The organism is Brachybacterium sp. 107 (genome assembly GCF_052379725.1).
GTDB lineage: Bacteria > Actinomycetota > Actinomycetes > Actinomycetales > Dermabacteraceae > Brachybacterium.
Genome location: NZ_JBQSYW010000001.1, coordinates 259,434 through 281,517 on the forward strand (window position 1 = coordinate 259,434; position 22,084 = coordinate 281,517).

General features: G+C 70.8%; 20 protein-coding genes. 4 read left to right on the plus strand and 16 right to left on the minus strand.

What is annotated here, in order from left to right; all coding sequences use genetic code 11:
• Window positions 1-48: 48 nt before the first annotated feature.
• The 6 genes from ACT3UL_RS01165 to guaB form a co-directional block, all read right to left on the minus strand.
• Entirely contained in the window at window positions 49-588 is a 540-nt protein-coding gene (locus tag ACT3UL_RS01165) for a hypothetical protein (protein ID WP_444576251.1), read from the minus strand.
• The gene (locus ACT3UL_RS01170; RefSeq protein WP_444576252.1) at window positions 585-1,715 is read right to left on the minus strand and encodes a hypothetical protein; all 1,131 of its coding nucleotides are present in this window, start codon (window positions 1,713-1,715) and stop codon (window positions 585-587) included. Before ACT3UL_RS01170 ends, ACT3UL_RS01165 begins: the two co-directional genes overlap by 4 nt.
• Window positions 1,716-1,734: 19 nt before the next feature.
• A complete protein-coding gene (locus ACT3UL_RS01175) occupies window positions 1,735-2,844 on the minus strand; it encodes a GuaB3 family IMP dehydrogenase-related protein (protein WP_444576253.1) in 1,110 nt (369 codons plus the stop codon).
• Window positions 2,845-2,939: 95 nt separating this feature from the next.
• Window positions 2,940-3,653 carry an exonuclease domain-containing protein gene (locus tag ACT3UL_RS01180; RefSeq protein WP_444576255.1) on the minus strand — a complete coding sequence of 238 codons (714 nt, stop codon included), beginning with the start codon at window positions 3,651-3,653 and terminating at the stop codon, window positions 2,940-2,942.
• 126 nt (window positions 3,654-3,779) lie between these two features.
• On the minus strand, window positions 3,780-4,214 hold the full coding sequence (locus ACT3UL_RS01185) for a hypothetical protein (RefSeq protein ID WP_444576257.1): 435 nt from the start codon (window positions 4,212-4,214) through the stop codon (window positions 3,780-3,782).
• A gap of 247 nt (window positions 4,215-4,461) precedes the next feature.
• Window positions 4,462-5,961: an IMP dehydrogenase gene (gene guaB / locus ACT3UL_RS01190; protein WP_444576259.1), complete on the minus strand. Its 1,500-nt coding sequence runs from the start codon at window positions 5,959-5,961 to the stop codon at window positions 4,462-4,464.
• Window positions 5,962-6,260: 299 nt separating this feature from the next.
• Between guaB and ACT3UL_RS01195 the strand changes: the two genes are divergently transcribed.
• Window positions 6,261-7,919, plus strand: coding sequence for an inorganic phosphate transporter (locus ACT3UL_RS01195; RefSeq protein WP_444576261.1), 1,659 nt, complete (start codon window positions 6,261-6,263; stop codon window positions 7,917-7,919).
• A gap of 44 nt (window positions 7,920-7,963) precedes the next feature.
• Here ACT3UL_RS01195 and ACT3UL_RS01200 read toward each other — a convergent pair whose 3' ends face one another.
• The 6 genes from ACT3UL_RS01200 to groES form a co-directional block, all read right to left on the minus strand.
• Window positions 7,964-8,776 (minus strand): hypothetical protein, encoded by an 813-nt coding sequence (locus ACT3UL_RS01200; protein ID WP_444576263.1) that lies wholly within the window; start codon window positions 8,774-8,776, stop codon window positions 7,964-7,966.
• 76 nt (window positions 8,777-8,852) lie between these two features.
• On the minus strand, window positions 8,853-9,752 hold the full coding sequence (locus tag ACT3UL_RS01205; RefSeq protein WP_444576264.1) for a pseudouridine synthase: 900 nt from the start codon (window positions 9,750-9,752) through the stop codon (window positions 8,853-8,855).
• A gap of 104 nt (window positions 9,753-9,856) precedes the next feature.
• Window positions 9,857-10,558, minus strand: a complete 702-nt coding sequence (locus ACT3UL_RS01210) for a hypothetical protein (protein ID WP_444576266.1) — start codon at window positions 10,556-10,558, stop codon at window positions 9,857-9,859.
• Window positions 10,559-10,714: 156 nt separating this feature from the next.
• Window positions 10,715-12,982: a choline BCCT transporter BetT gene (betT, locus tag ACT3UL_RS01215; protein WP_444576268.1), complete on the minus strand. Its 2,268-nt coding sequence runs from the start codon at window positions 12,980-12,982 to the stop codon at window positions 10,715-10,717.
• 448 nt (window positions 12,983-13,430) lie between these two features.
• Window positions 13,431-15,017: a chaperonin GroEL gene (groL, locus tag ACT3UL_RS01220; RefSeq protein ID WP_444576270.1), complete on the minus strand. Its 1,587-nt coding sequence runs from the start codon at window positions 15,015-15,017 to the stop codon at window positions 13,431-13,433.
• A gap of 16 nt (window positions 15,018-15,033) precedes the next feature.
• Window positions 15,034-15,330 (minus strand): co-chaperone GroES, encoded by a 297-nt coding sequence (groES, locus tag ACT3UL_RS01225; protein WP_343926041.1) that lies wholly within the window; start codon window positions 15,328-15,330, stop codon window positions 15,034-15,036.
• Between the two features lie 785 nt (window positions 15,331-16,115).
• On the opposite strand from groES, the gene ACT3UL_RS01230 reads away from it, so the two are divergent.
• Entirely contained in the window at window positions 16,116-16,286 is a 171-nt protein-coding gene (locus tag ACT3UL_RS01230) for a hypothetical protein (RefSeq protein ID WP_444576272.1), read from the plus strand.
• Between the two features lie 147 nt (window positions 16,287-16,433).
• On the opposite strand, the gene ACT3UL_RS01235 is transcribed toward ACT3UL_RS01230, so the two are convergent.
• From ACT3UL_RS01235 to ACT3UL_RS01250, 4 genes are read right to left on the minus strand one after another with little or no spacing between them, the layout of a single operon-like run.
• Window positions 16,434-17,330 carry a metallophosphoesterase family protein gene (locus tag ACT3UL_RS01235; protein WP_444576274.1) on the minus strand — a complete coding sequence of 299 codons (897 nt, stop codon included), beginning with the start codon at window positions 17,328-17,330 and terminating at the stop codon, window positions 16,434-16,436.
• Between the two features lie 48 nt (window positions 17,331-17,378).
• Window positions 17,379-18,512 (minus strand): molybdenum cofactor biosynthesis protein MoaE, encoded by a 1,134-nt coding sequence (locus ACT3UL_RS01240; protein ID WP_444576276.1) that lies wholly within the window; start codon window positions 18,510-18,512, stop codon window positions 17,379-17,381.
• A complete protein-coding gene (gene moaC / locus ACT3UL_RS01245; RefSeq protein WP_444576278.1) occupies window positions 18,509-19,108 on the minus strand; it encodes a cyclic pyranopterin monophosphate synthase MoaC in 600 nt (199 codons plus the stop codon). The genes ACT3UL_RS01240 and moaC overlap by 4 nt, the downstream gene beginning before the upstream one ends.
• Entirely contained in the window at window positions 19,105-20,424 is a 1,320-nt protein-coding gene (locus tag ACT3UL_RS01250) for a molybdopterin molybdotransferase MoeA (RefSeq protein WP_444576279.1), read from the minus strand. The genes moaC and ACT3UL_RS01250 overlap by 4 nt, the downstream gene beginning before the upstream one ends.
• 278 nt (window positions 20,425-20,702) lie before the next feature.
• On the opposite strand from ACT3UL_RS01250, the gene moaA reads away from it, so the two are divergent.
• Window positions 20,703-21,803, plus strand: a complete 1,101-nt coding sequence (moaA, locus tag ACT3UL_RS01255; protein ID WP_444576280.1) for a GTP 3',8-cyclase MoaA — start codon at window positions 20,703-20,705, stop codon at window positions 21,801-21,803.
• Window positions 21,804-21,815: 12 nt separating this feature from the next.
• Complete coding sequence (locus tag ACT3UL_RS01260; protein ID WP_444576282.1) at window positions 21,816-22,079, plus strand: MoaD/ThiS family protein; 264 nt, start codon at window positions 21,816-21,818, stop codon at window positions 22,077-22,079.
• Window positions 22,080-22,084 lie beyond the last annotated feature (5 nt).

Below are 22,084 nucleotides of genomic sequence, written 5' to 3' on the forward strand. Positions count from 1 at the left end.
AGACCCGCACCGCAGACACCATGATGCTCGGCAACGGATCAGCCCGTGTCAACGGCGGAGGCGCTCGGCCTCCCGGTCGATGGCCTCGCGGCATGCCGTCTCCCAGGATTCGTGGTCGAGGATCAGCTCGTCCCGCCACGGGATCCCGAGCGCCTCAGCCATCTCCCACCGCTCACCAGAGCCCATCTCGCGCAGCGCCATGGACGGCACAGCGATCTCATCGTCGGAGGCATCGCTGCTGAAGATCGGCCCGCTGCTTCTCCCCGGTCCCGCGGGGTCCGCGGGGTCCGCGGCAGTGCTCCCTCGGCGACGGTCCGCTGCCGGGCGGCTGATCCGAGCGAGCAGGAAAGGGGCCGCGAACAGGACGAACAGCCCGATCAGCAAGCCGAGGAATCCGCTCTGCAGATCAAAGAGGAGATAGCGAAGGTCCTCCAGCACCCTGGGGCGGAGACGCAGCCCGTAGAGCGGGACGTAGGTGTACAGGGTGACCACTGCGGAGAGCAGGAACGCGAGCAGGATGATCGGGAACCGCCGCGTCGTCGGGGCCTCGCTGCGCGGAACGGGGACCTCTCCGCCGTACTCGCTCATCGGTCCTCCCCCTCGTTCTCGGGCTTCGCCGCGTCGTCCTGGGGGTCTGTCCCCAGCATCGCACGTTCCGCGCGCTCGGCGTCGTAGAGGGAGGTCGGGGTGTAGACCGACCCTGACGACGTGAACCCGCTGGACCATGAGGTGGTCGAGGTCGTCGACGAGCTGAACGGTGCGGAGGTGCTGGACGGCGTGGAGCTGCCGGACGGCGTGGAGCTGCCGGCGCCTGCGGATACCGAGGCGGTGCCCGGACCGGTCGATGCCGTCTCCGGCCACGTCGCCGATCCCTCGGAGAAGTCCCCGGACGGCGCCGCGAAATCCGCGGTGACCGAGCCCGGTGCCGAGACCGAGGCCGGTGCCGGTGCCGGTGCCGGTGCCGGTGCCGAAGTCGAGGCCGAAGTCGAGGCCGAAGTCGACGTCGAGGCCGAAGTCGACGTCGAGGCCGAGGCCGACGTCGCGGCCGGGCCAGCGTGCACGGCCCGGAGGAGTTCCAGGAAGGCTCGCGCACCGCCGTCGGTCTCGTAGGCAGTGCTCCACGGGATCCCGGAAGCGCTGGCCATCGACCTCAGGTCCGCGACGCTGTACCGGGCGGCGCCGCCCGCAGTAGCGCCCGACCGCTCGACGCGACCGTCCTCGGTGAACTCGACCGAGGTCTCCCGTCGCTCGTGCGTGATCCCGGCCGAGACCGAGAACCCCGAGCGCGACGTGGACCGCGGCCGGGAGGACGAGCTCGAGCGGGAGGAGGACGAGCGCGATGTGGCGGCCGACGTCGCTCCTGTGCTCCTCAGCCGCTGTTGCGTTCTCTGCCGGGCGTCGGCGATGTACCAGGGCACGAGCACGATCACGAGGACGGAGACGAGCACCAGCGCGAGGAACGCGTGATCTCCCAACCACCACTGGAACCTGCTCGGAAGAAGTGTGCCAGGACCGTCCAGGATCGACCACACCAGCAGCTGACCGGGAGGGAAGTCGAATCGGTAGAACGGCCCGAACATCACCAGCAGGAACACCGCCGTGGCGAGCAGTCCGAGCGCCAGCACCACGGGCGGGTGGCGCGAGGTCAGACGCCGCCGGGCGTCGGTGCCGCGGGCGCTCCCCGAGTTGCTGCTCTCCGCGAACAGCATGCTCATCGCGCCACAGCCTGCGTGGTCACGCGGTGGTCACGACCTCGACCCGCTGGAACTCCTTGAGGTCCAGGTAGCCGGTGGTGGCCATCGCATGGCGCAGCGCCCCGACCAGGTTGGTGGTCCCGTCGGCCGCGATCGACGGGCCGAACAGGATCTGCTCGAGAGGTGCCACCGTGCTGACCTCGACGCGGTGGCCGCGGGTCAGGGTCGGGTGGTGCGCCTCGCTGCCCCAGTGGTGGCCACGACCAGGGGCCTCCTCGGCGCGGGCGAGGGCCGCCCCCACCATGAGACCGTCGGCGCCGCAGGCGATCGCCTTGACCAGGTCGCCGGAGCGGCCCAGGCCGCCGTCGGCGATGACGTGCACGTACCGGCCACCGGACTCGTCCATGTAGTCGCGGCGCGCGGCGGCGACATCCGCCACGGCGCTCGCGAGCGGCACGGAGATGCCGAGCGTCTCCTGGGTGGTCTGCGAGGCGCCGCCGCCGAAGCCGACGAGCACGCCGGCCGCACCGGTGCGCATGAGGTGCAGTGCGGCGGTGTAGGTCGCGCAGCCGCCCACGATGACCGGCACGTCGAGCTCGTAGATGAATCGCTTGAGGTTCAGGGGTTCGCGGCCCGTGGAGACGTGCTCCGCCGAGACGGTCGTGCCGCGGATGAAGAAGAGGTCCACCCCGGCGTCGACGACGGTCTTCCAGTGCTCCTGGGTGCGCTGCGGCGAGAGCGAACCGGCGGCGGTCACGCCGGCGTCGCGCAGCTGCTGGATGCGGTCACGGATCAGTTCGGGCTTGATCGGCTCCGCATAGATGTCGCGCATGACCTGCACGACCTCGTCGTCCGAGGCGCCGGCGACCTGGTCGAACTGCGCGGAGGGATCCTCGTACCGGGTCCACAGGCCCTCGAGGTCCAGCACACCCAGGCCGCCGGCCTCGCCGAGCTGGATCGCGGTCTCGGGGGACATCAGGGAGTCCATGGGGGCCGCGAAGATCGGGATGTCGAAGCGGTAGGCATCGACCTGCCAGGCGGTGGAGACGTCTTCAGGGTCTCGCGTACGACGGGACGGCACCACCGCCACGTCATCGAAGCTGTAGCTGCGGCGTCCCCGCTTGTTGCGGCCGATCTCGATCTCGTTCATCACACGGGCAGTCTACCGTCGGCCCGAGGTCTTCCGGGCCCGGGCTCCCGGCGCGACGCGGGGAACCGGGGACCGGCCCAGTGGCGCGCTCGGGCTCAGAGCGGCCAGCTGGTGTTGACGTCGGGCGTCTTGCCCTTCTTCTCGAGGAACTTGTTGAAGTTCTCCGCCCACGTGCGGTGCCAGCTGATCTGCTCACGGTGCAGGTCCGCGAGGGAGGACGCCGCCAGCTGCGGATGCTTCGCCACGATCGCCCGCAGCACGTCCAAGGTCGCGGAGACGTCCACGTCGGCGGTATGGAGCTGGCCGTCCTGCTCGATCCCGAAGAGCGCGAGCATGTCGGTCAGGGTGCGCTTGCCCTTGCGGTAGCGGTCCACGCCGCGATCGACCACGAGCGGGTCGACGACCGGGGCGATGTCATGGCCCAGGCGCTGGGCGAGGGTGGGCAGGCCGAGACGGGTGAGCTCGTTCTCGAGGATCGCGAGGTCGAAGCCGCCGTTGAAGGCGACCAGCGGGACGTCCTTGCGCAGGGCGTCGGCGATCATCGTGACGACCTCCTCGAGCGCCTCGGCCGCCTTCATGCCGTGCGCCCGGGCATGCTCGGTGCTGATCCCGTGGACCCGCTGGGCCGGCTCGGGGATGTCCATCTCGGGGTCGATCAGCCAGGTCGCGACGGTCTCGTTCTCGCGGCCGGGACCCACCGAGTGCACGAGGGCGACGGTGACGATCCGGTCGGAGGCCACGTTGGTTCCGGTGGTCTCGGTGTCGAATCCGAGCAGAGGGGCGTCGATCCAGGACGAGGGTGCGTTCATACGACCAGCCTAGAGGTCGGGGCCGACGCTCCACGCGCTCATCCACAGCCACGAGCCCCTCCACCGTGATGCGTCCTCGACAACGCTCCGCCGCCATGGTCCGCGCGGCGGTGGGCCGGCCGCCGCTCAGAGAAGTCCGTCGGCCCCGATCGCCATCGAGCCCATCAGCGTCAGGACGGCGAGGACCGGAGCGATCACCGCGACACCGATCGCGACGATCGCGCGGACCTGACCCGCACCCCGTGTCATGCCCACGATGCCCAGCACGATCGCCATCAGGCCGAGCACCGTCCACAGCAGGAGCGAGCCGAACGCCGCCAGCACGGCCCACTGATAGGCGACGGGGGTGTCGGTGAGGTAGTAGCCCGATGCCGTCTCCAGGGGGATCACGGTGAGTCCGACCCCCGCCATCGCCGCCACCGCGCCGAGCAGGGCGACCAGCGACAGGGCGAGCGACCAGGAGGACGCCCGAGTGCTCGAGGGCGAGGGCGAGGGCGAGGGCGAGGGGATGATGCGGTCCGACGACGGGGCGGGTGGGGCGGGGACGGTCTGCGAGCTCATGGGATCGAGCCTACGAACCTGGGCCCGGCACATCCCACCCGGCCGCCCCGATTCCCGCACGGGGGAAATCCCCCATAGCAGTGCTGGTCAGAGCCAGATGCCGCGGGAGAGGCCGCCAGGAGCCGGCCGTGCGGGGAGCACCTCCGGTGGGGACCAGGCCTGGCACGGGACCAGGTTCAACACGGGACCAGGTCCAACACGGGGACCAGGTCCGGTGCGGAGGCCAGTGCCGGAGCGGGGACTGGCCTCAGTGCGAGGAGTAGTTCGGGGCTTCCATGATCGCGGCCATGTCGTGCGGGTGGGACTCCTTGAGCCCGGCCGCCGTGATGCGCACGAACTGCCCGCGCTCCTTGAGCTCGGGGACGGTGTTCGCGCCGACATAGAACATCGACTGGTGCAGCCCGCCCGTGAGCTGGTGGACGACGGTGCCGAGCTGTCCCTTGTAGGAGACGCGGCCCTCGATGCCCTCGGGCACGATCTTGTCGTCGGTCGGCACGTCGGCCTGGAAGTAGCGGTCCTTGGAGAAGGACTGCTTGCCGCGCGAGGACATGGCCCCGAGCGAACCCATGCCGCGGTAGGCCTTGTACTGCTTGCCGCCGACGAGCACGACCTCGCCCGGGGACTCCTCGGTGCCGGCCAGCAGCGAGCCGACCATGACGGTGTCCGCGCCGGCCACGAGGGCCTTGGCGATGTCGCCGGAGTACTGCAGGCCGCCGTCTCCGATCAGCGGGACGCCAGCAGGGCCGCAGGCCTTGGAGGCCTCGTGGATCGCGGTCACCTGGGGGACGCCGACACCGGCGACCACGCGGGTGGTGCAGATGGAGCCCGGTCCCACACCGACCTTGACGGCGTCGGCCCCGGCGTCGACCAGCGCCTGCGCCCCGGCGCGGGTGGCGACGTTGCCGCCGATGACCTGGACACCCGCGAAGTACGGATCGTTCTTGATGGTCCGGATCATCTCGAGCGAGAGACGGGCGTGCCCGTTGGCGGTGTCGACGACGAGGACGTCGACCCCGGCCTCGCACAGCGCTCCGGCCCGCTCCAGGGAGTCGCCGAAGAAGCCGACGCCCGCGCCGACCAGCAGCCGCCCCTGGGCATCCTTGGAGGCATCGGGGAACTGCTCGGACTTCACGAAGTCCTTCACGGTGATGAGACCGGTGAGGCGGCCGTCCGCGTCGATCAGGGGCAGTCGCTCGCGCTTGTTCTTGCGCAGGAGCGCGGTCGCCTCCTCGGGGGTGACGCCCTCCGGGGCTGTGAACAGCTCGGTGGTCATGACGTCGGCGACCTTGGTGGTGCCCCACTCGGCGACGGGGATGAATCGCAGGTCGCGGTTGGTGCAGACACCGATGAGGAGATCGTTGGAGTCGACGACGGGGAGGCCGGAGACGCGGTACTGGCCGCAGACCGCGTCGAAGTCCTCGAGGGTCGCCTCCGGCCCGATGGTCACCGGGTTGGTGATGCGCCCGGTCTGGGTGCGCTTGACGAGGTCGACCTGATGGGCCTGGTCCTCGATGGAGAGGTTGCGGTGGAGGATGCCGATGCCGCCGTGGCGGGCCATGGCGATGGCCATCCGCGATTCGGTGACGGTGTCCATCGCCGCGCTGGCCAGGGGGACCTTGAGCGAGATCTCCCGCGTGAGGCGACTCGTGGTGTCCGCCTCGGAGGGGATCACGTCCGTCTCCCCGGGGAGAAGCAGGACGTCGTCGTAGGTGAGTCCGATGAAACCGAAGGGATCCGCGCTCGTCATGCACCGATGGTAGCGGCGAGCAGGCTCCGCGTGCAGACCCGCTCACGGTGGGACCGTCCCGCCGCAGGCTCATGACCTGCACGGACGCACGGCGTGTGCCGTATCACCCTGCTCGGAGACCATAAGGAGCGGCAGATCACGTCGCGCCTCATCCCTGCAGGTGCCGGGAACCGGCCCCGAAGCCTCGTCCGCGGGCGAGTCGCATCGTGATCTAGAGTGACGGCGCCCCACCCTGGGGTAGATGCCCGGTGCCGAACGCCGGACCAGCCCTGACTCCTCCACACCCCGGGAGCCCGACGATGCCCCGCACGAACGTTCAGCATCCCGCCGATCCCCCCGTCACAGGGGGCCTCCTCGGCCCTGACCGCAACTGGCACCTTAGCGCGGGAGCCGTCACCGTGGTCACCGTGGTGTCCTTCGCCATCTGGTCGTTCCTCCACACCGGCCCCGGCGTGAACCCGCTCCTGCTGATCCTCGCGATCCTCTTCGGGCTGTTCATGGCCTTCAACATCGGCGGCAACGACGTCGCCAACTCCTTCGGGACCAGCGTCGGCGCCGGCACCCTCACCATGAAGCAGGCGCTCATGGTGGCGGCCGTGTTCGAGGTCTCCGGTGCCGTGCTCGCCGGCGGCTCGGTCACGGAGACCGTGCGCAGCGGCATCGTCGACATCGACGCCATGCACGTGGATCCGCAGTCCTTCGTCTACATCATGATGTCCGCCCTGCTGGGCGCCGCGGTCTGGCTGCTGCTGGCCACGAAGATGGGCTGGCCGGTCTCGACCACGCACGCGATCATCGGCGGCATCGTCGGCGCCGCCGTCACCACCGGGATCGTCACAGGGACCGGCGGTCTGGAGATGGTCCAGTGGGGCGAGATCGGCCAGATCGCGATCTCCTGGGTCCTCTCCCCGCTCCTCGGCGGCGTCGCGTCCTTCCTCCTGTTCGGTGCCATCAAGCGCCGCATCCTGGCCCCCGCGGCCCGGGCGATCGCGCTGGGCTCGCACGGCTTCGACGATGCCGAGGACGACGACGATGACGAGGAGGACGACGACGAGGACGGCGAGCTCACGGAGGAGGACCGCCGCCACATGGCCGCCTCCGAGCGTGTGAGCGAGCTGCAGCAGGCCGCCTTCGCCGAGTCCGCCGCCCTCGACCTCACCCCGGGCAGCCCGGGTGCGGAGCTCGCCGAGTTCGCTGCCGGGCTCTCCAAGAAGAAGCGCAAGGCCGCCCGGAAGATCGAGCGCAAGGCCGCGTATCACGCGCTCGAGAAGCGGGTCCCGCCGCTCGCCGCCGGTGCCGCCATGGTGATCGCCGCGATGCTCATCTTCAAGGGGCTGAAGAACGTGGGCCTGGACCTCTCCATCGGCGGCAGCATCCTGCTGCTGATCATGGTGGGGATGGCCGTGTGGATGGCCGTCACCGTCTTCGCCCGCGCACTGAAGAAGCAGTCCATCTCCCGCGCCACGTTCATCATGTTCAGCTGGATGCAGGTGTTCACCGCCTCGGCCTTCGCCTTCAGCCACGGCGCGAACGACATCGCCAACGCGGTGGGCCCGTTCGCCGCAGTGCTCGATGTCCTGAGCACGGGCACGATCTCCGCGGAGGCCGCGGTCCCCACGGCGGTGCTCGCCGCGTTCGGCGTCGCGCTGATCTCGGGCCTGTGGTTCGTGGGTCGCAAGGTGATCGCGACGGTCGGGACCGGGCTCACCTCGATGCACCCGTCCTCCGGCTTCGCGGCCGAGCTCGCCGCCGCGGCCGTCGTCATGCTCGCCTCCGTGCTGGGACTGCCGGTCTCCTCGACGCACATCCTCATCGGCGCCGTCCTCGGCGTGGGCATCGTGAACCGCGCGGCGAATTGGAAGCTCATGCGACCGATCGCCCTCGCCTGGCTGATCACCCTTCCGGCAGCGGCCGGCATCGGCGCGGTCGTGGTGCTCATCCTGCGCGCCCTCTTCTGAGCCTGAGCAGCTCCCGCACCCACGAATGACCAGCCCCGACCGGGCTAGACAGGATCGCCCGGTCGGGGCTTCTCCTTGCCACCGAGCACTCGTCGGACCCGATCGAACTCGTCGCGGAACGCCTTCTCGTCGTGCTCGTACTCGTCACGCCACGGCATGCCGAGACGCTCGGCGAGCTCATGGTTCGCGCGGGCGATCCGCAGCCGACGGTTCTCCCGCACGAGGACCCCGCGAGGCGGGGCCGGGCGCAGACCGGAGAGCGCCTGCAGGGCACGCAGCCCGTCGAAGGACGCCGCGTCCCAGCCGATCTCCTGGACGACCCACTGCCGGGTGGTCGGCGCCTCACGACCCCGGCTGCGGGGAGGGGCGGCCGCGGCACCGGAGGCGTCCTCGTCCCGGATGCCGATCAGGGCGATGCTCCCCCGCTCGGCCTCCCCCACCGCGTAGTCGAGCTGGCCCAGCTCCGCGCGGTCGACCGTGCGCAGACCCTTGCGCAGGGTGAGCATCCCGGAGGTCTCGTCGAGATGGACCACGCGGTGCGTGAGCAGCATCGGCACGACCCCCCACAGCGCGAACAGGGCCCACAGCAGCAGCGCCCCGAGGAGCAGCTGCACCCAGGAGGGGGCGAGGACGTGCTCGAGCAGGGCGTCGTGCCCCTCACGCAGACGACCGAAGCGCCACTGCTGGAGCCCGGCGGCGGCGAAGGGCGACAGCAGCGCGGACACCAGCGGCAGCCCGATCAGGGCGCCGGGCAGGTAGCGGGCACGGATCGTGGGGCCGACGATCACGTCCCCGCCGCGCGTGCGCCGCGGGGACGGCTCGGCGAGGGCGGCATCAGGGGGCTGCGGGTCGGTCACGGCGACAGCGTACGTCGCGCGCACTCCGCTCACTCCGGTGGCGGTGACCGGGGGCGGCGCAGGTCACCCGGTCCGGTTAGTCCTGGCCGAACACGGGCCCCCGCAGAGTCCTGCTGCTCTCGAAGCGATGCTCCGTACCGGTGACCGGGTCACGGAAGGCGAGGCGGCGCGCGAGCAGCTGGAGCGGCAGGGCCGTCGGGGCCGTCGGGTCCGCCTCCGGGGCAGCGTCCGCCGGACCGTACAGGTCGTCCCCGAGGATCGGCGCACCCCGGGAGGAGAGCTGCACGCGCAGCTGATGGGTGCGACCGGTGCGCGGGTGCAGCGTCACGTGCACGGTCCCGTCGGGCTCCTCCACCAGCTCCCCCACGCGGGTCTCGGCGTTCGGTTCCCCGGGCAGCACCTGAGTGCGCAGCTCGCCCTGCCGCTTGAGCAGGTGGTCGCGTAGAACGTCCCCCTCACGGAGGAGGCACGGACGTGCCCGCACCTGCGCCCGCGCCTCGTACACCTTGCCGACCTCGCCGAGGGCGAAGAGCTGCTGGTAGGCGGCTCGCTCCTCGGGCCGGATCCCGAAGGCGAGCACGCCGGCAGTGCGCCGGTCCAGGCGGTGCAACGGCACCAGGGTGTCGATCCCCGTGTCCCGACGCAGCCGCACCAGAGCGCTGGAGAGCACATGGGCGCCGCGCGGCATCGTCGCCATGTCGTGGGGCTTGTCGAGCACGAGCAGGTGCTCGTCGCGGTGCAGGATCGGCACCTCGACGTGCGGGACCTCCTCGTCGCGCAGCTCCCGGTGGAACCAGAGCTCATCCCCCGGGCCGACGGCCGCAGCGGCCGCCCAGGGTCTGCCCGCTGCGTCCACGACCTCCCCTCGCGCGAATCGCGCGGCAAGGTCGGTCGCCTGCGGGTCCGCGAGCGCCGGGAACCTCGCCTGCAGGGCCTCGAGGGCGGGACCCGCCGACGTCGCGTCACGCGGGATCACCCAGCGCACAGCATCCAGACCCTCCCGCTGGGGCAGCGGCGGAGGACGCCTGCGGGCCCGCTTCCGGGCGGCGCGACCTGGCCGCTCGCTCGCAGGTCGCCCGTTCACAGACCCCACACGGCGAAGGTCAGCACGTTATGGAAGACGTAGAAGGCCGCCAGCAGCAGGAGGAGCAGGTTGGGGTGGCGATCCACGAAGCTCAGCGCCTGGGGCGCCTGCTCCTGCAGATCCTTCACGGTGATCGCGTCGATGTGATCGATCGTCGCGCCCGCCTCGCGTGCCCGGTGGAGAGTCATCTCCTGGGCCCGGGGGCCGAAGAACCGGCTGGAGACCGCGAGCACCCGTCGGCCCGCGCCGTCCATCACGTACACACCGTCATAGGTGGTCCCGGAGGCGTCCAGCATCTCGGCGGGAGTGGCGCCGCGGTCGATGTCCCGCACCGCGATGACCTGCCCCACCTCGTCCCAGCGCACCTTCCGGGTGCGCCGGGCCAGGCTCCGCAGCTCGAAGCCCTCCTCGTCGATCTGCAGCCAGGCGGTGATGATGCGCAGGCAGAAGATCGCCGAGCCCGCCGCGACGAGGACCCACAGCAGCAGGGGCGTCGTGAACACGAGGTCGCGCAGCAGCGCGGGGTCGTTCCACAACCGTTGGCCCACGAAGCTGATGATCACCAGGAACTCGAGGACCACGACGAAGACGAAGCCGACACCGAGGGTGCCGAGGACGACAGGCGCTGGAGGTCCGAAGGTGCGGGTGGGCCGACTGTCGTCGTCGACCCGAGGAGTGGCGTCGGGGCTGTTGCTCACCACTCACCCTCCAAGGGTCGACGTTCCAGGACGAGCCCCATACTAAGCCTCCGAGGAGGAGAGGAACCTGTCCTCGCCGCAGGTCGGACCGCGAGTCGTGCGGCTCCGTCCCCGGGGTCGTCCCGCAGCGGTTCGGCGGCCGACCCGCACGTCCGGTCAGTCGATGACGGGGCCTCCGAGGCTCCCGTGCGTGGTCGGGGTGAGCACGCTCGCCCCGCCCACCTCGGCCGCATAGGCGAGGTACTGGATGTGGTTCTCGTACCGGTCCAGGACGTCGTTGATGATCTGCTGCCGGGACAGCCCGGTGACGTCGTAGCCCTCCGCGCCGGTCTGCGTGAACACGTCCAGGCGGGGGTAGGTCGAGCGCTCCTGGGCGACCCGGGCACCGAACGTCGGCACGGGGGTCTCCACGGGAGCGACCCGGTACATGAAGTCGCGCTCCTCCCCCATCTTGATGATCAGGGTGTTGATCGCGATACCGGTCTCGTTGTCCGTGATGGACCGGGTCTGCGCCGCGTACCCCTGCTCCTGGAACTCCTGGGAGACGTCCGCGAGCGCACCCGCGACAGTCCCGGACGCGAACTCCGTGACGGCGCGGACGTTGGGGTAGGCACGGAGGTTCGCGAGGCGCTGGCGCCAGGACTTCTCCGGGGCGAAGCCGCCGTGGACGGCGGCGTCGGCGCGACGCAGCACGCGCCCCTCACGGTCGGCCCGCTCCATCCGCAGCGCCTTCGAGAAGCTCGCCATCACCAGGTACGCCACCACGGTGACGGGCAGCCCGAAGATGAGGGTCGCGTATTCCATCGTGGTCACACCACCGGCGGTGAGCATGGCGATCGTGAGCACCGCGGTGAGGATCGCCCAGAAGATGCGCAGCCATTTGGCGCCGTCCTGGCCGGGATCCGGGATCGTGGAGGAGAAGTTCGCCATCACCAGGGCTCCGGAGTTCGCACTGGTCAGGTAGAACAGGAGCCCGGAGAGGGTGGCCAGGCCCACCAGGAATGCGGCCCCGGGGAACATCTCGAGCAGCGCGTACCAGCCCTGCTCGGGGCTGTCGACGGCCAGCTTCGCGAAGGCGCGGCTGGCCGGGGTGTCCTCGAGCACGACGGACAGGGCGCTGTTGCCGAAGATGGTGACCACGAGCAGGTCGCACAGCACCGGTGCGGTGATCGCGGCGAGCACGAACTCGCGCAGGGTGCGGCCGCGGGAGATGCGCGCCAGGAACATGCCCACGAAGGGGCCCCAGGCGAGCCAGAACGCCCAGAAGAACAAGGTGGCGCCGGCCATCCAGTCCGAGCCGCCGGGCTCGTAGGCCATGGTCTGCAGGGTGCGCTCGGGAAGGGTCGCGATGAAGCGGCCGATGTTCTCCACGATCGCGTTGAGCAGGAACGACGTCTTCCCGGTGACCAGGATGTACAGGAGCATCGCGCCAGCGCTCCAGAGGTTCAGCTCGGAGATGAGGCGGATGCCCTTGTCCACCCCGGAGGTGCACGCGGCGATGGTCATCACCACGGCGACGATCACCAGGGCGATCTGCAGGCCCAGACCCTGTGGCAGGCCGAACAGGATGGAGAAGCCGACGTTGAGCAGCACCACGCCGATCCCCATCGAGGTTGCCACGCCGAACACGGTACCCACCAGGGCGAAGATGTCGATGACGTCCCCGGCGGCACCGCGCACGCGCTTGCCGAGCAGGGGGAAGAGCGCCGCCCGGATCGACAGCGGCATGCCCCAGCGGTAGGCGAAGTAGCCCATCGCCATCCCCAGCAGCGCGTACATCGACCATCCGGCGACCCCGTAGTGGAACATCGTCCACACCACGGAGTCCTGCAGGGCGGCGGCGGATTCCGGGGCCGCATCCGGTGGGGTGAGGTAGTGGGAGATCGGCCCGGTGACCGAGTAGAAGAGCATGTCGATGCCGACGCCCGCCGCGAACAGCATCGCGACCCAGGTGAAGAGCTTGTACTCCGGGCGGGCGTGGTCGGGCCCGAGCCGCACCTTGCCCTCGGACGAGAACGCCACCCACAGCACGAAGAGGATCACGAGGCTGACCGTGACGACATAGAACCAGCCGACGTTCGCGGCGATCCAGGTGACGATCTCCAGCAGAGTGCTCTCGGCCGCCGCCGGCGCGAGGATCGCCCACAACGAGAAGGCGAGGATGATCGCCGCGGAGCTCAGGAACACCACCCAGTTGACCCGGGGACCCTTGGCACCCGAGATCTCGGCGGATCCCTTCTGGAGATCGTCGGTCCTCACCGGTGCGCGCCGCGACTCCCGCTGCTCCCGTTCCTCGCGCCGCGTGGACTGCGCACCGAGCTTCCCGCGGGCGACCTGCGCGGCCTCCCGCTCGCCGCCACGTGGCATCGGGCTGCTCCCGGGCGCGGGATCCTCGGACGAGGGTGGGGTCAGGGATGGCGTCACGCAGTTCCTCCGCTTCGGTCGTCGGCTCTCGGTGGATACCGGTTGAGCGCGCTCGACCTCGGGCCCCTCAGGGCTCCGCAGTGGATCTCGGGCGGCGTGCGGGACGTCGTCGTCCCACCGGTACCCTTCCTCCGACCGTAAGTTGATAATTCGTGCAACGCCAGCATGGCACCACCTGAGAAAGGTCACCATTGTGTGACCTGCAGGTTCAAGCATCTTTGCCGTGTTGCCACGGAGATGTTGCCATGGAGGTGCCGCCACCTCGCGCAGATTTCTTGGAGGACTCTGAAGGACTCTGAAGGACTCCGAAGGTCCGAGGGACCCCGAGGGGCCCCGAGGCCCCGAGGAAAGGCCCCCGGGAATGCCGACGGGCGGGCAGCCCGGGTCTCCCCGTGCTGCCCGCCCGTCGGACGGACGCGAGCGACCTAGCGGTCGGCTCGAGGCGTGATCACGCCTCCTCGTCCTCCTGCTTCTCGATCACGAGGGTCTCGGTCGTGAGGACCAGACCGGCGATGGAGGCCGCGTTGCGCAGGGCACTGCGGGTCACCTTCACCGGATCGATGATACCTGCGGCGACGAGGTCGACGTACTCGCCGGTCGCGGCGTTCAGGCCGTGTCCGACCTGAGCCTCCTTGACCTTCTCGACGACGACGTAGCCCTCGAGGCCCGCGTTCTCGGAGATCCAGCGCAGCGGCTCGACGACGGCGCGGGCCACGGCGCGGACGCCGACTGCCTCGTCACCCTCGAGGCCGAGGCTGTCCTCGAGCACGGAGGAGGCCTGGACGAGGGCGCTGCCGCCACCGGCCACGATGCCCTCTTCGATGGCAGCGCGGGTCGCGGAGACCGCGTCCTCGATGCGCATCTTCTTCTCCTTGAGCTCCACCTCGGTGTGAGCCCCGACCTTGATCACGGACACGCCGCCGGCCAGCTTCGCGAGGCGCTCCTGGAGCTTCTCGCGGTCCCAGTCGGAGTCGGTGTTCTCGATCTCGCCGCGGATCTGCGCGACACGGTCGGACACTGCCTCGTCATCGCCGGCGCCGCCCACGATGGTGGTGGAGTCCTTGGTGATGACGACGCGGCCAGCCTGGCCGAGAACGTCGGTGTCGACGGTCTTGAGGTCCAGACCGAGATCCGAGGTGACGACCTGTGCACCGGTGAGCACCGCGATGTCCTGCAGCATCGCCTTGCGACGATCGCCGAACGCGGGAGCCTTGACAGCCGCACCCTTGAAGGTGCCGCGGATCTTGTTGACGACCAGCGTGGACAGAGCCTCGCCGTCGACGTCCTCCGCGATGACGAAGAGCGGCTTGCCGCCCTCGACGACCTTCTCCAGCAGCGGCAGGATGTCGGCCACGGCCGAGATCTTGCCCTGGTGCAGCAGCACGAGGGCGTCCTCGAGGACGACCTCCTGGCGCTCTCCGTCGGTGACGAAGTGCGGGGAGATGTAGCCCTTGTCGAACTGCATGCCCTCGGTGAAGTCCAGCTCCATCGCGGTGGTGGAGGACTCCTCCACCGTGATGACGCCGTCCTTGCCGACCTTGTCGAACGCCTCGGCCAGCAGCTGGCCGATCTCGGCGTCCTGGCTGGAGACGGACGCGACGGACGCGATCTGCTCCTTGCCATCGACCGGGGTGGCGATCTCGCCGAGCTTCTCGGAGAGCGCGTCCACGGCCTTCTCGATGCCGCGCTTCAGGGCCGACGGAGCGGCGCCCGAGGTGACGTTGCGCAGGCCCTCGTGCACGATGGCCTGGGCGAGGACGGTGGCGGTGGTGGTTCCGTCGCCGGCCACGTCGTTGGTCTTGGTCGCGACCTCCTTGGTGAGCTGAGCGCCGAGGTTCTCGTAGGGATCCTCGAGCTCGATCTCACGGGCGATGGTCACGCCGTCGTTCGTGATGGTGGGAGCGCCCCACTTCTTGTCGAGGACGACGTTGCGGCCCTTGGGGCCGAGCGTCACCTTGACGGTGTTGGCGAGCTTGTCCACGCCACGCTCGAGGGCGCGTCGTGCGTCCTCGTTGTAGATGATCTCTTTAGCCATTAAAGATTCAGTCCGCTCAGTTTTCGATGATTGCGAGGATGTCGCGAGCGCCGAGGACGAGGAACTCGTCGGTGCCGTACTTCAGCTCGGTGCCGCCGTACTTGGAGAAGACGACCTTGTCGCCGACCTTGACGTCCATGGGCACGCGCTGACCCTTGTCGTCGAAACGACCGGCGCCGACGGCGACGACCTCGCCCTCCTGGGGCTTCTCCTTCGCGGTGTCCGGGATGACCAGACCTGAGGCCGTGGTCTGCTCGGCTTCGAGCGGCTTGACGACGACGCGATCCTCGAGGGGCTTGATGGAGACCGACATGCGGCTCACTCCTTCATGAAGAGATGACTCTGTGAGTTCTGGGGTTCAGGGATCCCGGTCCCGATCGTCGTCGCGGTGCCGACCGAGGAGGATCCCTCTGCGGCAGCTTCTGGCACTCTCGGCCGTCGACTGCCAACGGGTCCCACTTTAGGACCGCGTTGGCACTCATGCAAGACGAGTGCTAGATCCGGGGCGTGTCCACGCGGTCCGACCGGCTCGCGAGGACCTGATGGACAGGCCGTGGGGGCCCGGCGGACAGGCACTGATCGCGTCCAGCGACCGCCCTCTCAGGTGCTCTCGTATCCGCCGCAGTCCGACCGCTCCCACGGTTGCCGCGGGGATAACCGCTGGCCCGGACGATGTCCCGGGGCCGCGGCCGTGCGTCCCGGCCCTCCTCCGACGAACCGGTCGGACGATCGAGGGGGGTGGCAGGGGTGCCCAGGGGTGGCCGAGGAGGGTGCCGGGAACCTCCGCCGGGAGGCCGTGATCCGCCAGTACGCCCGACGCGAACACCGCGCGGGTTTCCGATCCCGACCCGGTCCGGATCCCGATCGCCTCGAGCCCTCCAGTGAGCTCTCCAGCCACCCGCACGGACCGTCACAAGTCGTCCACATTCTCGTGATGCGCACCAGGTCACACCTTTATTGTGACTCTGGCAATGAGTCTCGACCGAAGGCGTGACCGGGCGTCCGGGCGGTGATAGATATGGAGTCATCGAACCGACTGCAGCACCTGCGATCCAGGGCGTGGTCCTCTCCCCCTCCGAACCACAGGAGCCCTCCTTCATGGCTATCTTCCGCACCCTCACCGCCGCGCTCCGCCGCCGCTCCGATTCCCGCGTCGCGCAGGACATCGTCGAGTCCGGAACCGGCCGCCGCAGCGACGCCGGAGTCACCCCGACCGTCACGACTCCCCTCAGCACCCAGGGCGTGCGTCCCTACGGCTTCGGCTACTGAGCCGTCGGCACGTCCTCATGAAGCCCTTGCGGAGATGATCCGCAGGGGCTTCTTCGTTCCCTGACGGCAGCGCTGACAGGTGCCGGCCTGAGCCGCCAGCTTGGGGTGCCAACTTCTGGCGCCGACTCCCGGCGCCAGCTCCCGGTCTCAGCGCCCGGCGGCCTCGACGATCGCGGCGACCTGCTCCGGCCCGAAGTCATAGACGGGGGTCTCTGGATCACCCAGGTCGTCCCCGAGATTGGGGAACACGGAGGTGACCACCCGGGGCGCTCCCTGGCCGAGCTGGCCGATCTCACCAGTCTCACCGATTTCGACGAGGCTCGCCCCGGACTGGGCCCGGGACTGCTCGTGGTCGCCCGCTGTCACGGGGTCCACCACGTTGGTGATGCCCGGGACCACATGCACGGGGATCCCGGCGATGGCGCCGCTCATCTCGTGGTGGTAATGCCCGGACAGCACGACCTGGACGTCCGACCCCCTGAGCACCTCGGCGAGCTCGTCGAGCCCGTCGAGGTCTAGCCCGCGCAGCAGCTTCGTCGCCCCGACCAGCGGCGGATGATGGATCGCGAGCACGGTCCCGCCGTTCGACTGATCCCCACCGGCCGGCTCCCCGAGCACCTCCCCGAGCCAGGCCAGCTGCTCGGGCTCGAGGTGCCCGTAGCCCGCCCCGGGGACGCTGGAGTCGAGCACCACGATCCTGCCGCCGCCGGGCACGGAGACCACCCTGTCCTGCACGGAGGTGCCCCGGTCACCGAGCGCGATGGTCTCCCCGTAGGTCGCGGAGACATCGTGGTTGCCCATCACCACGGCGAGCGCCGCCCCCTTGTGCGCCGCGAAGGGTTCGAGGATCTCGTGGAGCAGGCGGTAGCTCTCCGCCGTGCCGTCCTCGGAGGCGTCGCCGGTGTGGACGATCGCATCGAGGCCCGTGACCGCGTCGAAGCGGGCGAGCAGCCCGCGCAGGGCCGCCGTGGTGTCGATGCGGTCGTAGTGGCGGGCGGTGGGATCGCCGTAGAGGTGGGTGTCGCTGAGGTGGAGGATGCGCATGAGCTCACCGTAGCCATCGCAGGTGACGGGAGGGTGTCCAGCACCCGATCAGCCCAGCGCTCCCACCCATTCGTCCTCGCCGTCCGCGAAATGCTGGTGCTTCCAGATCGGCAGACGCTGCTTGACGGTGTCCACCAGGTCGTCGCAGGCCGCGAAGGCCTGCTTGCGGTGCGGGGCCGCGACGGCGCACGCCAGGGCGCTCTCGCCGATCTCCAGCGGTCCGTAGCGGTGCGCGACGGCGACCAGCGTGTCCGGGTAGCGCTCGGCGATCTCGCGCGCCACCTCGGCCATCACGTCGGCCGCGCCGGGGTGCGCCGTGTACTCCAGGCGCTCGACCCCACGGCCGCCGTCGTGGTCGCGCACCACGCCGTCGAAGGTGACGACGGCGCCGCAGCGGGAGTCGTCCACCGTCTCGATCAGGGCGGCCACGGAGATCGCGTCCTCGCCCACGGAGGCGACCATGACGCGCTCGTGCGCCGGTCCCATCTCGGGGCCCCCGGGGATCCGCAGCTCCTCGAGCGGCCCCCCGAAGGGCGTCGCGCCGCGGCGGGGATCGGCGGTCTGCGCGGACGCAGGCCCCTGGGCAGCCAGCTTCTCCTGCTGGTGCCCGTGCCCGTGCCCAGCCTGTTCCTGCTCCGGATGCCCGCCCCCGTCGCGCTGGTCCAGGAGGTGGTCGAGGATCGGATCCAGCACGACGATCCCGTCCTTCACCCCGCCGCGGGACCCGGGCAGGTTCACCACGAAGCTGTCCCCGGCCATCCCGGCCAGGCCGCGGCTGAGCAGGGAGGTGGCGGTCTTCTCGGCGCCCCGTCGGCGCACGGCCTCGAGCACGCCGGGCATCTCGCGGGTCAGCACCGGGGCGGTCTGCTCGGGGGTGACATCAGTAGGGCTGACGCCGGTCCCGCCGGAGGTGATGACGATGTCGATCCCCGCCTCGATCGCCTCGCGCAGCGCCGCGCCCACGTCGGGTCCGTCGGCGACCACGCGCTTGTCGACCTCGTCCAGGCCGCGCCCGCGCAGCCACTTCACGAGCAGCGGACCGGTGCGGTCCTCGTAGGTGCCGTCGGCCGCGCGCGTCGAGGCGATGAGCACCCGTGCGGTGCCGCGCAGCGTGAGCGGGGCCGACGGGTCCTCGCTGACCTGGCAGTCGGAATCGTCGCGTCGGGCCGGGATCGTCCTCATGGTGTCGGCTCCTGTGCTGTCGACTCTCGTGTCGACCGCTTCTGCGCTGCGGGCTCCGCGTCCGATGCGATGCGCGCCGTCCCGGCGGTCTCGCTCTCCCGGGTCCAGTCCCCGCTCTTGCCGCCGGACTTCGCGAGCACCTGCACGCCGTCGATCACGGCTAGGTGATCCACGGCCTTGATCATGTCGAACAGGGTCAGCGCCGCGACGGTGACCGCGGTGAGCGCCTCCATCTCGACGCCGGTGACGCCCTGGGTGCGCACGCGCGCCGTGATCTCCACCCGGTCCCCCTGCGGTGCGAGGTCGAGCTCGACCCCGCTCAGCGGCAGCGGATGGCACATCGGCACGAGATCGCTGGTGCGCTTGGCGCCCATGATCCCGGCGATGCGGGCGGTCGCGAGAGCCTCCCCCTTGGGCAGGTCGCCGCGGGCGATGCGGTCGACGACATCAGCGCGGGTGCGCAGCACGCCGCGGGCCGTCGCCTCACGAGAGGTGACGGCCTTGTCGGTCACGTCGACCATGTGGGCGGAGCCGTCGGCCCGCACGTGGGACAGGCCGGCAGGGACAGCGGCAGCGTCGGCGGCAGCGTCGGTCATGACTCTCCTCCAGGGATCAGCAGGGTCTCCAGGGTGTCGCCGTCGCGCACGACGTCGATCCCGGCGGGGACGATCACGAGAGCATCGGCGGCGGCGAAGCTCCCGATCAGATGGGAGGACGCGCCGCCGATCAGGCGCACCCGGCCCGAGGGCAGGAGCCGCGCCCGACGGTACTGCTCGAGGGCGGGCGGCGAGGACTCCTCCGCCTCGAGCTGCACCGGCAGTCGCAGGCGCGTGCGGGGCGGTGCCCCGAGCGCGGGGCGGGCGATGAGCTCGCAGCTGATCAGGGCGGAGACGGGATTGCCGGGGAAGGCGAGCCAGGGCACCCGGCGGTCGGGCAGGTCGAGGGTGCCGATGCCCTGCGGTCCGCCCGGCTGCAGCGCGACCTTCGGGAAGGCCATCGTCACGCCGGTGCCGGCGGCGGCGTGGCGCACCACCTCGAAGGCCCCGGCGCTCACTCCCCCGCTGGTCACCACGAGGTCCGCGTCGTGCTCGGCGACGAGTCCCCGCAGCTGGTCCACCAGTGCGGCGGCGTCGTCGGGCACGGTGGCGCGGGCGACCACGTCGGCCCCGGCCGCGCGGAGGGCGGCGGCCAGGCCGGGACCGTTCGCATCGAACACCCCACCGTCGACGGGGGCGGCGTCCGGTCCGGCGACCTCGCTGCCGGTGGACAGCACGATCACCCGCACCCGCGCCTCGACCTCCACATCGCCGAGCCCGCAGGCGGCGAGATGGGCGATCCGCGCGGGGGTCAGCACCTGCCCGGCGCGCAGCACGGTGTCCCCGCGCAGGGTGTCCGATCCGCGCCGGCGCACGAAGCGCCCGGGCTCGTCCGAGAGGGGCGTCAGCGTCACGGCCCGCTCAGCGAACTCTGACTGGGCAGCACCCGAGTCCGCGACGAGGGCCGAGGCGAAGCGGCCCTCGGCGCTCTCCTCCACCGGGATCACGAGGTCGGCGCCGTCCGGGATCGGCGCGCCGGTCATGATCGGTCGGGCGCTGCCCGGGGCGAGGGTCCCAGGGGCGTCCCCCGCGGCGATCGTGGGGCCCAGCGGCAGGGTCAGCGCCTGAGCTCCCGCGGCGGGGCCGGAGTCCTCCGTGCCGCGGGCCGCCCGGAGATCGGCGCTCGCGAGGGCGTATCCGTCCATCTGGGAGTTGTCGACGCCGGGGACGTCGACCCGTGCCCGGTCATCGCCGCGGGCCACCCGGCCCACGGCCTCACCGTCCAGGGGCACCACCTCGCCGTGGCGCACGTCGGCGAGCAGCGCGATCGCGTCGGCCACGTGATCGGTCAGGGGGATGCGCTCGGCACCGGCCATCGTGTGAGGTCTCCCGTCGGGCGAGGTACGGGCCGACGATGTCCGCGGCCCCGTCCAGGATAGGCGCGTCGGGCGACCAGGCCGGAAGGACCGCCGCCGACGGGGCACTCACCGAACGGGCCCTCACCGAACAGACCCCCGCCGAACAGACCCTCGAGCCGACGTCTCGGCCCCTTCCCGGGGAAGACGCCTATCCTGGGACGGGGCGGGAGCATTCCTGCCGCATCGCGGCGGCCGCTCCCCGGCCCCGCCGGACCATCGCGAGAGGAGGCGGCACCATGGCATCGCGACGCATCGGCCTGGGCATCCCCAAGCTGCGCACCACGGACGAGACCACCACCTCGCTCCCGGACACCTCGGATCGCCCCGCGACCCCGGCCCTCGCCGACCGCTTCGGCCGCGAGGCCACAGATCTGCGCTTCTCCCTCACCGACTTCTGCAACCTGCGCTGCACCTACTGCATGCCCGCCTCCGGCCTCACGTTCCTGAACAAGGAGCAGATGCTCAGCGTCGACGAGGTGGTGCGCCTGGTACGGATCGGTGTGGAGCGCCTGGGCATCGAGCAGGTGCGCTTCACCGGCGGCGAGCCGCTGACCCGGCCGGACCTCGAGGAGATCATCGCCGGGGTCGCCGCGCTCCCCCAGCGTCCGGACATCTCGCTGACCACCAACGCGATCGGCCTCGACCACCGCGCCGCGCGACTGCGGGATGCCGGCCTGGACCGCATCAACGTGTCCCTGGACTCCGTGGTCTCCGAGACCTTCGAGCGCCTCAGCCGCCGCCCCCTGCTGCACCGCGTGCTGGCCGGGGTCGAGGGCGCCCGCGAGGCGGGCCTGGACCCGATCAAGGTCAATGCGGTGCTGCTGCCCGGCGTCAACGACCACGAGCTCCCTGATCTCCTGGACTGGTGCCTGGCCCGTGAGCTGCAGCTGCGCGTCATCGAGCAGATGCCTCTGGATGCGGACCACATCTGGGACCGCGGCACGATGATCTCCGCGGCTGACGTCCACTCGATGCTCGCCGACCGCTACACGCTCACGCCGGTCGCCGAGGACCGCAACGGTGCCCCCGCCGAGCTGTTCGAGGTCGAGGACCGCATCACCGGTGCCCATCGCGGCCGGGTCGGGATCATCGCCTCGGTGACGCGGCCGTTCTGCGCGGACTGCCGCCGCACCCGGCTCACCGCCGAGGGCCGTGTGCGCACCTGCCTGTTCTCCCGGGAGGAGACCGACCTGCGGGGCGCGCTGCGCTCCGGGGCTGACGACGAGCACATCGCGCAGATCTGGCGCGCCGCCCAGTGGGGCAAGAAGGCCGGCCACGGCATGGACCGCGACGATTTCATCCAGCCCGAACGCCCCATGAGCGCGATCGGCGGCTGAGGCAGGAGAGCCATGACCCACGACGACTCCACCCCCACTCTCACCGTGCGCCTGTTCGCCGGCGCCGCCGCCGAGTACGGGGCCGACGTCGCGACCGTGCAGGGCGCTTCCGTGCGCGAGGCGCTCACGGATCTCCTTCGCGGCGCCGCCCCCGACGCCGCCCGCGTGATCGACCGCTCCAGCATTCTCGTCAACGCCGTGGCCTGCACCGACCGTGATCAGGAGCTGCGCGACGGGGATCGGCTCGACGTACTGCCGCCCTTCGCCGGCGGCTGAGCACG

Excerpts from the sequence above, each read along its gene's own strand:
- ACT3UL_RS01260 (WP_444576282.1), top strand. The coding sequence starts at position 21,816 with ATGACCCACGACGACTCCACCCCCACTCTCACCGTGCGCCTGTTCGCC.
- moaA (WP_444576280.1), top strand. The coding sequence starts at position 20,703 with ATGGCATCGCGACGCATCGGCCTGGGCATCCCCAAGCTGCGCACCACG.
- ACT3UL_RS01235 (WP_444576274.1), bottom strand. The coding sequence starts at position 17,330 with ATGCGCATCCTCCACCTCAGCGACACCCACCTCTACGGCGATCCCACC.
- ACT3UL_RS01185 (WP_444576257.1), bottom strand. The coding sequence starts at position 4,214 with ATGAGCTCGCAGACCGTCCCCGCCCCACCCGCCCCGTCGTCGGACCGC.
- guaB (WP_444576259.1), bottom strand. The coding sequence starts at position 5,961 with ATGACGAGCGCGGATCCCTTCGGTTTCATCGGACTCACCTACGACGAC.
- moaC (WP_444576278.1), bottom strand. The coding sequence starts at position 19,108 with ATGACCGACGCTGCCGCCGACGCTGCCGCTGTCCCTGCCGGCCTGTCC.
- ACT3UL_RS01170 (WP_444576252.1), bottom strand. The coding sequence starts at position 1,715 with ATGAGCATGCTGTTCGCGGAGAGCAGCAACTCGGGGAGCGCCCGCGGC.
- ACT3UL_RS01180 (WP_444576255.1), bottom strand. The coding sequence starts at position 3,653 with ATGAACGCACCCTCGTCCTGGATCGACGCCCCTCTGCTCGGATTCGAC.
- ACT3UL_RS01165 (WP_444576251.1), bottom strand. The coding sequence starts at position 588 with ATGAGCGAGTACGGCGGAGAGGTCCCCGTTCCGCGCAGCGAGGCCCCG.
- ACT3UL_RS01250 (WP_444576279.1), bottom strand. The coding sequence starts at position 20,424 with ATGGCCGGTGCCGAGCGCATCCCCCTGACCGATCACGTGGCCGACGCG.
- groES (WP_343926041.1), bottom strand. The coding sequence starts at position 15,330 with ATGTCGGTCTCCATCAAGCCCCTCGAGGATCGCGTCGTCGTCAAGCCG.
- ACT3UL_RS01240 (WP_444576276.1), bottom strand. The coding sequence starts at position 18,512 with ATGAGGACGATCCCGGCCCGACGCGACGATTCCGACTGCCAGGTCAGC.
- ACT3UL_RS01195 (WP_444576261.1), top strand. The coding sequence starts at position 6,261 with ATGCCCCGCACGAACGTTCAGCATCCCGCCGATCCCCCCGTCACAGGG.
- ACT3UL_RS01175 (WP_444576253.1), bottom strand. The coding sequence starts at position 2,844 with ATGAACGAGATCGAGATCGGCCGCAACAAGCGGGGACGCCGCAGCTAC.
- groL (WP_444576270.1), bottom strand. The coding sequence starts at position 15,017 with ATGGCTAAAGAGATCATCTACAACGAGGACGCACGACGCGCCCTCGAG.
- ACT3UL_RS01230 (WP_444576272.1), top strand. The coding sequence starts at position 16,116 with ATGGCTATCTTCCGCACCCTCACCGCCGCGCTCCGCCGCCGCTCCGAT.